Origin of the sequence: Pseudomonas abyssi (assembly GCF_002307495.1) — a bacterium.
In the GTDB taxonomy this organism is placed as follows: domain Bacteria; phylum Pseudomonadota; class Gammaproteobacteria; order Pseudomonadales; family Pseudomonadaceae; genus Halopseudomonas; species Halopseudomonas abyssi.
Genome location: NZ_NTMR01000005.1, coordinates 274707 through 288406 on the forward strand (window position 1 = coordinate 274707; position 13700 = coordinate 288406).

The 13700-nt window shown below is 62.5% G+C and carries 10 protein-coding genes and 1 pseudogene; 1 reads left to right on the forward strand and 10 read right to left on the reverse strand.

Annotated features, from left to right (window positions below; genetic code table 11):
* Window positions 1-4: 4 nt before the first annotated feature.
* Window positions 5-1426 carry an efflux transporter outer membrane subunit gene (locus CNQ84_RS05930; RefSeq protein WP_096003978.1) on the forward strand — a complete coding sequence of 474 codons (1422 nt, stop codon included), beginning with the start codon at window positions 5-7 and terminating at the stop codon, window positions 1424-1426.
* Between the two features lie 48 nt (window positions 1427-1474).
* On the opposite strand, the gene CNQ84_RS21050 is transcribed toward CNQ84_RS05930, so the two are convergent.
* The 10 genes and pseudogenes from CNQ84_RS21050 to CNQ84_RS05975 form a co-directional block, all read right to left on the reverse strand.
* Window positions 1475-1873, reverse strand: a complete 399-nt coding sequence (locus CNQ84_RS21050; protein WP_425439951.1) for a CZB domain-containing protein — start codon at window positions 1871-1873, stop codon at window positions 1475-1477.
* An 81-nt stretch (window positions 1874-1954) separates the two neighbouring features.
* Window positions 1955-2974 (reverse strand): annotated as a pseudogene (locus CNQ84_RS05935) (methyl-accepting chemotaxis protein); the annotation flags it as partial.
* Window positions 2974-3510: a PAS domain-containing protein gene (locus CNQ84_RS05940; RefSeq protein WP_096003980.1), complete on the reverse strand. Its 537-nt coding sequence runs from the start codon at window positions 3508-3510 to the stop codon at window positions 2974-2976. The gene CNQ84_RS05940 and the pseudogene CNQ84_RS05935, both read right to left, overlap by 1 nt.
* Window positions 3511-3780: 270 nt before the next feature.
* Window positions 3781-5160, reverse strand: coding sequence for a class II fumarate hydratase (locus CNQ84_RS05945; protein ID WP_096003981.1), 1380 nt, complete (start codon window positions 5158-5160; stop codon window positions 3781-3783).
* A gap of 150 nt (window positions 5161-5310) precedes the next feature.
* Window positions 5311-7602: a 5-methyltetrahydropteroyltriglutamate--homocysteine S-methyltransferase gene (metE, locus tag CNQ84_RS05950; RefSeq protein WP_096003982.1), complete on the reverse strand. Its 2292-nt coding sequence runs from the start codon at window positions 7600-7602 to the stop codon at window positions 5311-5313.
* A gap of 150 nt (window positions 7603-7752) precedes the next feature.
* The gene (locus CNQ84_RS05955) at window positions 7753-9972 is read right to left on the reverse strand and encodes a TonB-dependent siderophore receptor (protein ID WP_096003983.1); all 2220 of its coding nucleotides are present in this window, start codon (window positions 9970-9972) and stop codon (window positions 7753-7755) included.
* Between the two features lie 220 nt (window positions 9973-10192).
* Window positions 10193-10816: an ABC-type transport auxiliary lipoprotein family protein gene (locus tag CNQ84_RS05960; protein ID WP_096003984.1), complete on the reverse strand. Its 624-nt coding sequence runs from the start codon at window positions 10814-10816 to the stop codon at window positions 10193-10195.
* Window positions 10813-11751 (reverse strand): MlaD family protein, encoded by a 939-nt coding sequence (locus CNQ84_RS05965; protein ID WP_096003985.1) that lies wholly within the window; start codon window positions 11749-11751, stop codon window positions 10813-10815. Before CNQ84_RS05965 ends, CNQ84_RS05960 begins: the two co-directional genes overlap by 4 nt.
* Window positions 11752-11759: 8 nt before the next feature.
* Window positions 11760-12557, reverse strand: a complete 798-nt coding sequence (locus tag CNQ84_RS05970) for an ABC transporter ATP-binding protein (RefSeq protein WP_096003986.1) — start codon at window positions 12555-12557, stop codon at window positions 11760-11762.
* A complete protein-coding gene (locus CNQ84_RS05975) occupies window positions 12554-13690 on the reverse strand; it encodes an ABC transporter permease (protein ID WP_096003987.1) in 1137 nt (378 codons plus the stop codon). Before CNQ84_RS05975 ends, CNQ84_RS05970 begins: the two co-directional genes overlap by 4 nt.
* Between the last annotated feature and the right edge of the window lie 10 nt (window positions 13691-13700).

Consider the following 13700-nt stretch of genomic DNA (forward strand, 5'->3'; position numbering starts at 1 on the left):
GCCCATGAAGCCTTCGCTGTTAACCTCCACTGTCCTGCTCGCCGCCGCCCTTGTCGGTGGCTGCACCATGGGGCCGGATTATCGCCAACCGCCCATCGCCCAGCCGCTGGTACTCAAATACGATCAGGGCTGGCAGCCGGTGCCGGCTCAGCCCTGGGCACAGAGCGGCGCCTGGTGGGAGGCCTTTGCCGATGACGACCTCAGCGCGCTGGTGGTCGAAGCCAACGCCAACAACCTGACCCTGGCGCAGGCCGCTGCGCGCTATCGTGCCGCGTTGGCCCAGCGCCGGCTGAGCAGTGCCGACTATCTGCCTACCCTGAGTGCGGCGCTGGATGCCAGCCGCAGCGGTGGTAGCGACAGCGCCAATACCGACAGCAGCCGCGCGCAGCTGGGCATCAGCTGGGAGCTGGATCTGTGGGGGCGGGTGCGGCGGCAGGTGGAGTCTGATACCGCGGCACTGGATGCCAGCGCCGCTGATCTGGCGGCTGCGCGGCTGTCGATCCAGCTGGCGGTGGTCAACAGTTACGTCAATCTGCGCGCGCTGGATGTACAGCAGCGCATTCTGCAGCAGACCCTGGAGTCGTCGGCGCGCTCGACCCAGCTGACGCGCAATCAGTACGACGCCGGCATCGTTTCGCGCGCTGATGTCATTCAGGCCGAAACCCAGCTGCAGTCCCTGCGCAGCGACCTGTATGACCTGCAGGCCGAGCGCGCGGTTGAGGAGAACACGCTGGCCGCACTATTGGGGCGAGCGCCGTCGGCATTCGAGCAGGAGGTGGTCGATGCGCTGCCGGCGGTGCCGCCGATCCCCTCGCAATTGCCCAGTGAGCTGATCGCCCGCCGCCCGGATGTGGTGGCGGCCGAGCGCGCAGTGGCCGCCGCCAACGCCGATATCGGTGTGGCCATCACGGCCTGGTTGCCGACCATCAGTCTGGGTGCCAGTGGCGGCGTCAGCGGTGAGTCGATCAGTGACCTGTGGAATGCGCCGGTACGTTTCTGGTCGGTCGGCCCAAGCCTGGCGCAGACCCTGTTTGACGGCGGCGCTCGCGATGCTGCGCGTGACGCGGCCTACGCCCGCTACGACGAGCAGGTGGCCGGCTACCGGCAAACCGTGCTGGAGGGCCTGACAGAGGTAGAAAATGCCCTGGCCACCACTGCCATCCTGCGTGAGAAGGCGGTGCAGCAGGATAAGCTGGTCAGCCTGGCGGAAGAGAACGAGCGGGTGATCACCAACCGCTATCAGTCCGGTCTGGTGTCCTATCTGGAGGTGGCTATCGCCCAGAACACCACCCTTAACGCCAAGCGCGGCCAGGTCAGCGTGACCAGCGCGCAGCTGGCGGCTGCCGCGCAGCTGGCCGCCAGCATTGGCGGTGGCTGGGAGGTGGGTGATGATGTGGGCGGTGCGGCGCAACGGCCGGCGCAGTAGCCCGATGGTGATCGCCGGGCCGCCCGTTGGCGGCCCGACCGGCACGGCTCAGAGGCTGGCGTCGCGATGCTTCTCGCGTACCATCTGATCAAGATGCTGCTGGACACGGTTGCTTTCCTGCTCAGCATTGGCCATGGCCTGGTAGATCTGCTGCTTCAGTTTGGGGTTGTGATGCCAGGGCTGACTCGCCAGCGCCAGCGCCTGTTGTACGGAGGTATGCACCTCCGCGTGTGAGGCATCCAGCGCGCGAAAGGCAGCTGTATGGCCGAAGCTGTCCGGACCCTCGCCCTCGTGATACCAGCGGCCAAGCCGACACTGATGATGGGTGACGCTGACCGCCGCTCTTGCCGCGTCGTTCTTCTCATCATTCAGCGCGATGTAGCCATTTTGCTTGAAGATGATGTGATCAACCTTGATTAACGCACTGAGCGAGATGTCGCGCGCCACACCCAACTTGTTGAGAGTCTCCCGCGCGCCTTCGGAGAAGGTGTCGAACTGTCCCTTGAAATTGACGATCTGCGTGTTGATCTGCTGCGCCAGCGTATTGGATTGCTCGGTCTTGGCGATGGTGCTTTCAACGGCGCGCGAGAAGGAGGCAATGGTCTCCGATACTTCGATGGCAGCTTCCAGGGTTCGCCTCGACAGCGCTTTTACCTCGTCCGCCACCACGGCAAAGCCGCGGCCCTGCTCACCGGCGCGAGCGGCCTCAATGGCAGCGTTGAGTGCCAGCAGGTTGGTCTGATCGGCAATGTCGGTGATGATCGACAGGGACTTGGATACCTTCACACTGTCGGCGCCCAGTGCCGAGACGACCGCGCTGACATCCTGCATGGTGTGATTGATGTGCGAGAGCGAGTCGACCATCTGCGTTACCGCTACCTGACCTTCGCTGGCGGCCGAATCGGTGGCGCGGGCGATGTTCTCCACGTGCTGCATGCGATCGCCAATACCGGCTATATCACCCTGAGCATCCTTCAGGTTGACGATCAGGTTGTTGATGTTGGTTGAGTGCAGCGAGGAGTGCAGCTCGTTTATGGCGATCAGCCTTGCCGACCTTTTCATCGCTTCGATCGATTCGTTGATGTGGGTCAGCGAGGTTTTCAGAGCGCCCGGCATGCCGCGATGCAGAGCTTTGCGCTGATAGTTGTTGTTGGCCACATTGCGAAAGCAGGAGTCCACCTCCTTGAAGTAGGATTCCACGATATCCAGCAGATCGTTTACCTCCCAGCCGATCTTGCCGATCTCGCCCATGGTTTTCAGGTTGGTAATACGGCCGCTGAAGTTGCCCCGGGTTGCATCGCGCAGGGCGCGGTAGATGCGCCCGCAGGCCTGCAGGACCTTGAGAAAGACGCGGCCAATAAAGATGCTGTTGACGATGACCAGCAAGGGGGCGAGCAACAGCCAGTACCCGGTATAGCCGGTAGCGATAACCAGCCCCACAACCGCAAGGTTCATCAGCACCATGAGCAGCAGAAACCCAAACAGCAGTCGGTTCAAGAACAGAAAGCCGGAACTGGCTCCCGTGACCTGCCTTGCCAGAAGACTCATCAGCCCAGCTCCCCATTCTCGATTTTCATCATCATGTCCAGATAATCGGTGTCGTTGCGCGCCAGTTCATTGCGGAAGAACTGTAACGACGCTTCCACGGCGTTCTTGCCGCTGCTGCCCGCTTCTATAGCCAGCATCTCGCGGTAGATGGGAATGATGTGGTCCAGCGCTCTTGGGGTGGGCTTGCGGCGTACGGAGTAGTAACCAAGTGGCTTGTTATCGAGGCCATAGTCGATGGTGATGTTGGCAAACACCCAGTAGTGGCCGCCATCCTTGCAGCGATTTTTGACGTAGCCAAAGAACTCGTTGCCGTCGCGCAGGGTGTCCCACATCAGCTTGAAAACGCCGCGGGGCATGTCCGGGTGACGGATGACGTTGTGTGGAAAACCCAGCAGTTCGGCCTCGGGGAAGCCGGAAATACGCATGAAAGTGCGATTGATATAGGTCAGTTTGCCCTTCAGGTCGGTCTTGCTGACGATGAATTCGTCGTCGCTCAGCGAGACTTCCTTCTGGGTGACCGATACGCGCTCAACCATAACTCAGCCTTTTTGTTGTTTGTGCAAACGGAAACGTGGTTGTGCCCTGAGCCCAGCGGCGATGCATCCGTGCAGCAAACTCCAAAGCGGCTGCCAAACTGGTATTGCGAAGGGGCTGACCTAGGGGGAGGCAGCCAGGCGCTCGCCAGCATCTCGAAACGCAGCCGCGAGTCGGTATGCTGGCAAGGCTAAGAGAGGCGCGCAGTGGGCGTATTGACGCAGGTCAGGCTTGCTGCGCGGACAGCCCCGTTGCAGCGATCGGCTGGCTGTTTATTCGATACCGCCGTGGGTGAGTTTGGCGGGGTTGAGCAGGCGTTCCAGCTCGTCACGGCTGAGGTCAGTGTGCTCGGCGGCCACGTCGACAATCGGACGGCCTTCCTTGTAGGCCAACTTGGCAATCTCGGCGGCTTTCAGGTAGCCGATCACCGGGTTCAGCGCCGTCACCAGAATCGGGTTGCGGGCCAATGCCTGGGTCAGTTGGTCCTCGCGGACGGTGAAGCTGGCGATGGCCTTGTCGGCCAGCAGGCGGCTGACGTTGCTCAGCAGGCTGATGCTTTCCAGTAGATTGCGCGCGATCAGCGGCAGCATGACGTTCAGCTCAAAGTTGCCTGACTGGCCGGCGATGGTAATGGTGGCATCGTTGCCGATCACCTGAGCGGCGACCATCGCGGCGGCTTCCGGAATCACCGGGTTGACCTTGCCGGGCATGATCGAGGAGCCCGGTTGCAGCGCCTGCAGCTCGATCTCGCCCAGGCCGGCCAGCGGGCCGGAGTTCATCCAGCGCAGGTCATTGGCGATCTTGGTCAGGCTGACCGCGGTGGTCTTCAGCTGGCCGGACAGCGACACCGCGATATCTTGCGAACCGATATGCGTGAAGAAGTTCTTGGCGGGCGTAAAGGTCAGGCCGGTGTGGGTGCTCAGTGCCTGATTGAAGCGTTCTGCAAACTCGGGGTGGGCGTTGATACCGGTCCCCACTGCTGTGCCGCCCTGGGCCAGGCTCTGCAGGCTGGGCTGCAACTGACGCAGGTTGTGAATGTTCTGTTCGATCTGATCTGCCCAGGTGTCCAGGCTTTGGCTCAGGCGCACGGGCATGGCGTCCATCAGATGCGTGCGGCCGGTCTTGACGTACTGATCGACGCTGGCGGCCTTGCTGCGGGTGACACTGACCAGATGCTCCAGCGCCGGCAGCAGTTGCTCGGCCAGTTCCATGGCGGCGCTGATGTGGATGCTGGAAGGGATGATGTCGTTGCTGCTCTGGCCACAGTTGATGTGGTCATTGGCGCTGACCGGCTGGCCGTAACGGCGTGCGGCCAGGGTGGCGAGCACTTCGTTGGCATTCATGTTGGAGCTGGTGCCGGAGCCGGTCTGGAACACATCGACCGGAAAATGCGGCATGAAATCCTCGGTCAGCAGCTCATCCACGGCGCCGCAGATGGCCTCGGCCAGGTCGGCGGGAATCTGCTCCAGCTCGCTGTTGGCGGTGGCGGCGGCGCGCTTGGCCAGCAGCAGGGCGCGGATGAAGGGGGCCGGCATGGGCTGTCCGCTGACCGGAAAGTTGTCGACGGCGCGCTGGGTCTGCGCGGCATAGAGCGCCTCTGCCGGTACCGCCAGTTCGCCCATGCTGTCTTTTTCTATTCGGGTATTGCTCATGATGCTGCGCTCCTGGGTCTGGGGGCAGCGTGGTGCAGAGAGTAGCAAGGTCGCCGCCCGGTCTGTGGTACCTGTGCGTCTTGACGTTAATGCAAGTTGTTATCATTATCAAGACTGGCCGGGACATTGCTGTCCCGACCCTGCTTGGACTCACAGTGTGGCGCGTAGTGCCCGAGCGGCAGCTACCATGTTTGCCAGCGCCGGCGTTACTTCAGCCCACTGGCGGGTTTTCAGGCCACAGTCCGGGTTGACCCAGAGGCGCTCCGCCGGCACGCGCTCGGCAGCCAGCTTCATGAGTTGGACCATGTACTCCTGCGTCGGAATGTTGGGCGAATGAATGTCGTATACGCCGGGGCCGATGTCGTTCGGATACTCGAAGTGCTTGAAGGCATCCAGCAGCTCCATGTCCGAACGTGAGGTTTCGATGGTGATGACATCGGCATCCATGGCGGCGATCGACTGAATGATGTCGTTGAACTCCGAATAGCACATGTGGGTGTGAATCTGGGTGTCATCGGCGACGCCGTTGGCGCTGATACGGAATGACTCCACCGCCCAGTCCAGGTACGCCTGCCATTGTGCACGGCGCAGCGGCAGGCCTTCACGCAGGGCGGCTTCGTCGATCTGAATGATGCGCACGCCGGCCTTTTCCAGGTCCAGTACTTCCTGCCTAATCGCCAGCGCCAGTTGCAGGCAGCTGGCCGAACGCGGCTGATCGTCACGTACGAAGGACCAGTTCAGGATGGTCACCGGGCCAGTGAGCATGCCCTTCATCGGCTTGTCGGTCAGCGACTGGGCGTAGGTGGACCAGGCAACGGTCATCGGTTGTGGGCGGCTGATGTCACCAAACAGGATCGGCGGCTTGACGCAGCGCGAGCCGTAGGACTGCACCCAGCCGTACTGGCTGAAGGCATAACCATCGAGCTGTTCACCAAAGTACTCGACCATGTCGTTGCGCTCGGGTTCGCCGTGCACCAGTACGTCCAGCCCCAACGCCTCCTGCTCGCGCACGCAGTGGGCAATTTCGGCCTGCATGGCCTGGGTGTAGCTGGCCTCATCCAGTTCGCCGGACTTGAACTGTCGGCGTGCCTGGCGGATATCGGCGGTCTGCGGGAAGGAGCCAATGGTGGTGGTCGGAAACAGCGGCAGCTTGAGCAGCGCAGACTGCCTGGCCGCGCGCTCGGCGTAGGGGCTGTGGCGCTGGCCCAGGCTGCTATCGATGGCGGCAACAGCAGCCTGTACGGCCGGGTTGGTGACGCGTGGCGACTGACGCCGACTGTCGATGGCCGCCTGGTTGTCGGCCAGCTCGCTGGCCACGCTGTTGCGACCCTGATTCAGCGCGCTGCCGAGGATGCGTAGCTCATCCAGCTTTTGCAGGGCGAAGGCCAGCCAGCTGGCGATCTCGGTATCCAGTGCCTGCTCGCTGGCCAGGTCTACCGGCACATGCAGCAACGAGCAGGAGGGGGCGACCCACAGGCGCTCTCCCAGCGCGGTGGCGATGGGCGCAAGCCGTTGCAGCGCGGCGTTCAGGTCGGTCTTCCAGATATTGCGGCCGTTGATCACGCCAAGTGACAGCACGCTGTGCTGCGGCAGTTGGGCGATCAGCGCGTCAATCTCATCGGCCGCGTTCACTGCGTCCAGATGCACACCGGCGACCGGCAAGCGGGTGACGAGGGCCAGATTGTCCTGCAGGCGACCGAAATAGGTGGCCAGCAGCAGCTTGACCGGCGCAGCAGCCAGGGCGTGGTAGGCCTGTTCGAAAGCAGCATCCAGGCCGCTGGGCAATTCAGTGACCAGAATGGGCTCGTCGATTTGCACCCACTCCACGCCCTCGGCGGCCAGCGTGGTGAGCAGCTCAAGGTAAACCGGCAGCAGACGCTCCAGCAGATCAAAGCGATTGGAGTCGTCCTTTTCTTTGCCAATTGCCAGATAGGTGAGTGGGCCGATGATGACCGGTTTGGCAGCCACGTTCTGGGCCCTGGCCTCGCATAGTTGCTCAATCAGCCGAGTGGCATTCAGGGTGAACGCGCTGTCGGTTGTGAACTCCGGGACGATGTAGTGGTAGTTGGTGTCGAACCACTTGGTCATCTCGCCAGCGGCTACACCGCCGCAGCACCCGGCGTGCTCTTCGGCCGTTTGCGCAGAGCGGCCACGGGCGATGCGGAAGTAGTTATCCAGCTCATCACCGTGGAAGTCGCGTACCCGCTCGGGCAGGTTGCCCAGGGTGAAGCTCATGTCCAGCACCTGGTCATAGAAGGAAAAGTCGCCCACCGGCACCAGGTCCAGTTCGGCCTGCTGGGCCCAGTGACGCTGACGTAGGGCGGCTGCAGTGGTCTTCAGCTCCTCGCGGGAAGACTGATCCTTCCAATAGGATTCAAGGGCGAACTTCAGTTCTCGGCGAGCGCCGATGCGGGGGAACCCCAGGTTGTGGATGCGTGCCATGTGCTGCCTCTGTCGGTGAGTGGGTACAGGGGCATGCTAGGGTGGTGGGTGAATTATTAAAATTGATGTTTATTCAGATATTAATGAAAGTAGCTCATGTTGGGTGTGGCCCCGCCGCCCGTGATGGGCAGGCGACAGGGCCCAAAGGGCTCAGAAACGGTACTTGGCCGTTGCTGTCACGCTGCGCGGTGCGCCGTAAGTGAGGGCGCCGTACGCGTCGAAGATGTCGAAGTACTTTTCATCCGTGACGTTGTTGGCGTTGATCTGCGCCGACAGGTTGTCGGTGATGTCGTAACGGGCCATCAGGTTGACCAGCGCGTAGGCGTCCTGCTCGATCTTCTCCTGCTCGTCGGACGGGTTGGTTGCGTAGGTGTAGATGCTGTCCTGCCAGTTCACACCGCCGCCAATAGTCAGGCGGCTCCAGTCGCCGGCAAAACGGTAGGTGGTAAAGGTGCGCAGCAGTTTGGTCGGGTACAGGGTGTTGGTGTCGTCGCCGTTGCCGTCTTCCACCTCAAACTGGGTGTAGCCGGCGCTTAGATTCCAGCCGGGCATGATCTCGCCGGATACTTCCAGCTCGAAGCCCTTGCTGACGGCCTCACTCTCGACGTAGGCAAAGCCCAGTGCCGGTTCCGCCGGGTCAATGCGAACGCCTGTGTTGGACCCCAGATTGTCCTGCTTGATCTGGAAGATAGCGGCAGAGGCATTCAGCGCGCCGTCGTAGAACTCGCCCTTGAGACCCATTTCATAGCTTTCGCCGACGATTGGCTGCAACTGCTGATTGCTGGCATTCTTCTCTGACTGGGGCTGGAATACATCGGTATAGCTGGCGTAGGCCGACAGGGTGTTGGTCAGGTCATAGATGATGCCGGCATAGGGGGTGACTTCGTCGTGTACGTCGAGCGCCGAGCGGGTGTTTCGGGTGTAATCGTACTCGGTCTTTTCATAGTCGCTGACCCGGGCACCGAGAATGACCTTGAGGTCATCGGTGAGGTTCAGGCGGGTGACCCCGTAGTAGCCTTTCTGAATGGTCTCGCCGGAGCCGTAGGGCGTCAGACCGGACCAGGTGGGTGCCGGGTGATGGCCGTCGTAGGCATCAAAGTTGGGTACGGTGGCCGAGCCGGCCAGCGCGGTGCGTGAGTCTGCGTCGAAGTCCTGCTTGCTGTAGATGTAGCCGAAAGCCACTTCATGGTCGCGGTTGAACAGGGAGACGGGACCGCTAAAGCGCACGCTGTAATCGTCCTGAACGGTGTTTACGTTGTAGGAGCCGGCCATGGCGTTCATTGGCGAGCTGCCGTTGCGGCCGGGGTTACCGTATAGATAGAGCAGGTAGGAGTCAGCCTCGCGCTCACCGCGGTTGTAGCTCAGGTTGAGCTGCCAGCCGCTGCCCAGTTCGTGATCCAGATTGACGAAGTAGGTGTCATAGCTGGTGTCCCACTTGCTCCAGTCGGCGGACGTGGTCTTGGAACGACTCCAGTCGGTGCGCGAGCCATCGGCATACCAGATTGGCAGCGCGCCCCACATAGGCGAGTCGGAGGTGTTGTCCTGTCGGCTCAGGCCAAACCAGAGCGTAGTGTTTTCGCTCAGATCGACATCCATGGTGCCGTACAGGGTCTCGGTCTGGTTGGCATGCATATCGATCCAGCTGTCGCCATTCTGATATTCCCCAACCAGGCGGCCACGTACCGTGCCGGCTTCGTTCAGAGCAAAGGAGACGTCGCCGAGGGTGCTGTAGGTATCCCAGGTGCCCGCACTCAATTCCACTGATCCGGTCAGATCACGATTGCTGGCGCGCTTGCGGGCCAGGTTGAGTGAGGCGGACGGGTCGCCTGACCCGGTCATCAGGCCGTTGGCCCCGCGCACGACTTCTACCCGATCGTACATCGCCAGACTGCTGAAGATTTCGCCGGAGCTCCAGGGTTGCTCCCAGATGGTGGGCACGCCGTCGATCATCAGTGCGTTGATGGCAAAGCCGCGGGCGTTGAACTGGGCGCGAGTGGTCTCGTAGCGGTTGACAGATACACCGGTGGCGTTGTTGACCACATCGAGAATGTTCTGCAGGTCCTGATCTTCAATGCGCTGCCGGGTGACCACGCTGACCGATTGCGGGGTTTCGCGCAGTGACAGACTCAGTGGCGTTGCGGTGCGGGCCGCTTCGGCGGTGTAGGACTCGCTGCCTTCGGTTGTGGTGCGACGTTCGCCCTGGCCGGTCACGGTCAGTGGTGCGAGCTCGGTAGCTTGGGTCGGGCTGGCCTGCTGTGCAAGCGTCGGCAGGCTGGTCAGCGCCGTGCCGGCAGCAAGCAGGTGGACGGTAATGGCAAGCGGGCGCAGGGCTTTGGGCGAGGCAGTACGAGCGAAGGGAAGTGCAGACATGGAGGAGGGTCCTGAATGTCGGGGGTTGGCAAAAAAGAGTTAGTGTTAATGATAAGGATTTGCATTCTATTTGTGTGAAAACAGTAAAGCAAACTGTCTCGCAAGCCGTTGTTTGCCAGAGGGGATACGGCGGGTTGGCGGTGTGGCCCGCTTAGTGCTCAGGCCACAGGGAAGGGCGGGATAACCTGGATAGTCCGGCGCCTGGCTGGCGCCGTTGGGGTTACTGAATACGCAGCGGCTCGAAGTCGCCCAGCGCGCTGCGGCTCCAGGCAAGCAGCTCGCCGGCCAGTTGTTCGCTGGCCGTGCCGAAGTTGTTCACCACCGATTCGATGGCAGTGTCCTGCAGCGGCTGCCGGATGCTGAAGCGCTTGGCGGCGAGAACCTCGCGGGTGCTCGGGTCGATCAGCTTGGCGTCCAGTTCGATGATCACGCTGGCCTGTTCGCCCTGATAGCGGGTCTGGAATTGGCGCAGGTCGCTCATCAGATGCACGTCGGCCTGCAGCGATTGAGTCTCGGTGGTAACGGCGCTGAAACTGCCGTCCTGCTCAAACGCCTGGACCAGTTGTTCACGCAGCAGATTGGGGTTGGGGTCGGCCCAGCGCGCGCCCTGGTAGCTGCTCAGGGTGTTGCCGTCGGGCGAGACCAGAATGCGGATGGTCTGCAGCGCGTTGCTGCTGGACGGCGTGATGATGCGCAGGGCCAGCGGCAGGGGCTCGCCACTGTGCTGTGCCAGGTCAGGTGGCGGCAGTTGGTAGAAGGTCAGCGGCTCGCGGTCGGGCAGCACGGTGCAGGCTGATAGTGCGCTGGCTAGCAGCAGGCCGGCGGTCAGGTGGCGAATGATCATGGCTGGAACTCCTGTCGCTGGTCACGCCCCAGCAAGAAGCGCGCAGGGTCGTCCTGCAGGCGGCGAGTAAGGCTGCGCAGCTCGGCCAGGGTGTCGCGCAGCTCGTTGATTGCCGGGTCAAGCTGGCCGAGTCCCTGCATGCCGCTTTTCAGGGCGTAGCGGTTCTCGCTGAGTATCTGCTCCAGCTGAGCGCTGGTGTCGGCCACCGAGGCCATGGTCTCGCGGGCGCTCTGCAGGGTCTGAGCGCCTTCCTGATTGAGCAGCTGGTCGGCATCGGCAATCAGCCGGCTGCTGTTCTCCAGCGTCTGGGTAGCGGCCTCGCTGGTGCTGCGCAGCTCGGCGATCAGCTGCTGCAGGTTGCCGTTGGGGTCAGCGATGCTCTGGGTGGCCTGGTTCAGACCTTCGAGGGTTTCGCTGAGGTGTCTGACGTTGTTCTCCGACAGCACGTCGCCGGCATTGACCACCAGTTTGTTGATGTTGGTCATCAGGTCTTCGCCGTTGCTCAGCAGGCTGGCCAGCGGCGAGGGCGTGGCGTAGATGACCGGGTCTTCGCCGCGCTTGGCGGTGAGCGGTGGGCTGTTCGGGTCGTTGTGAGTCAGCTCGATCACCGAGTTGCCGGTGATGCCGGTGAAGGACAGGCGCGCCTTGGTGTCCTGCTTGATCGGTACATCGGCGTCGATCAGGATGCGCGCGCGAACGATGCGCGGATCATCGTGGTCCAGGCTCAGTTCGGTGATCTCGCCAATACGGATGCCGCTGAACTGCACTGCGCTGCCGCGCGACAGCCCGGTAACCGCCTGTTTGAATACCACGGTGTAGTAGTTCTGCTCGCTGCTGGTGCTGGCGCTGCTGAGCCAGATGGCGAAGACGATAGAGGCCAGCGCCGCGAGGACGGTGAACAGGCCGATCAGCACATGATTGGCTCGGGTTTCCATGGGCAGGCTTACTCCTTGGCCGGGGTGGGTTGCTGATAGGCGGCGGCGCGACCGCGCGGCCCGTGAAAATAGTCCTGAATCCAGGCGTCATCAGTCTCGGCGACGCGCTCCAGGGTATCGGCGATCAGCACACGCTTTTGTGACAGCACCGCTACGCGGTCGCAGATCGCATACAGGGTATCGAGATCGTGGGTCACCAGAAAGACGCTCAAGCCCAGTGCATCGCAGAGGGTGCGGATCAACTGGTCAAAGGCGGCGGCGCCAATCGGGTCGAGGCCGGCGGTCGGCTCATCAAGAAACAGAATGTCCGGGTCCAACGCCAGGGCGCGGGCCAGGGCGGCGCGCTTGACCATGCCGCCGGAGAGCATCGCCGGGTATTTGTCCCCGGCGCCCGGGGGCAGCCCGGTCAGCGCGATCTTCATGCGCGCCAGGTGTTCGGCGTCTTCGCGGCTGAGGCCGGTATGCTCGATCAGCGGCAGGGCGATGTTCTCGACCACCGTCAGTGAGGAGAACAGCGCGCCGGACTGGAACAGCACGCCGAAGCGGCGCTCCTGTTCCGAGCGCGCCTGGGGCGGCAGCGTCTGCAGGTCTTTGCCGAACACCTTGACCGACCCTGCGTTGGGTCGACGCAGGCCGACGATCGAGCGCAGCAATACCGACTTGCCGGTACCCGAGCCGCCAACCACGCCCAGTACCTCGCGCGGCAGAATATCCAGATCCAGGTTGTCGTGTACGGTCTGGCTGCCAAAGCGGTTGACCAGCCCGCGCACCTCAACCACCGGGGCTAGGCCCGTGTCTTTGCTCACCAGCCCATCTCCATATAGAACAGGGCGGCCAGGGCATCGACCAGAATGACCACAAAAATGCACTGCACCACGCTGGAGGTGGTGTGTTCACCGACCGATTCGGCGCTGCCGGATACCTTGAAGCCTTCCATGCAGCCGATCACCGCGATCAGAAAGGCAAAAACCGGCGCCTTGGCCAGACCTAACAGAAAGTGCTGCACCTCCACGTTTTCCTGCAGCATGCTGATGAACATGGTCGGTGAAATATGCAGGCTGAAAGCGCAGACCATGGCGCCGCCCAGCAAGCCGGAAAGCATGGCGATAAACGTCAGGGCCGGCAGGGTGATCAGCAGCGCGATGACGCGCGGCAATACCAGCAGCTCCAGCGGGTTAAGACCCAGCGCGCGGATGGCGTCGATCTCTTCGTTGGCTTTCATGGAGCCGATCTGTGCGGTAAAGGCGCTGGCGGTGCGGCCGGCCATCAGGATCGCGGTCAGCAGTACGCCGAACTCCCGCAAAAACGAAAAGGCGACCAGGTCGACGGTGAAAATCGCCGCGCCAAAGGTCTGCAGCACGGTGGCGCCAAGAAAGGCGATCACGGCGCCGACCATGAAGGTCAGCAGGGCCACGATGGGGATAGCATCGATCCCGGTCTGTTCTATCTGCGCGGCGACCGCGGTCACACGCCAGCGCGACGGGCGCAGCAGGTTGCCGAACAGGCCGCTGAGGGTCAGGCCGATAAAGCCGAATAGCTCGCGCAGGTCAGCGGCCAGTACCTGCATTTTGGCGCCGATACGCTCGAGCAGAATCAGCACCGGGTTAAGCTCGGGGCTGGCTGCCGGGTCGGGCTCGGGCTGAATGTCCGCCAAGCGCTGCAGCAGGGCGCGGCGCTCGCTGGAGAGCGATTGGTCCTGCTCGACCAGTTTTTGCAGGCGGCTGTGTCCGAGCAGGTCTGCCAGTAGCTGACCTCCGGCCGTGTCCATGCTGCTTATCGCGCTGATGTCGACACTGGCGGTGCGCTCAGGGGCGTGGGGCAGCTCTGTCAGTTGCGCACGCAAGGCGCTGTAGTTGGCCAACGTCCAGTCGCCGGCAAGGCGCAGAGCGTTGCCGTTGTCGGTTGTCTGGATAAAAGAGGAGGTATCGGAGTGGGGCATGGTGTTGGCC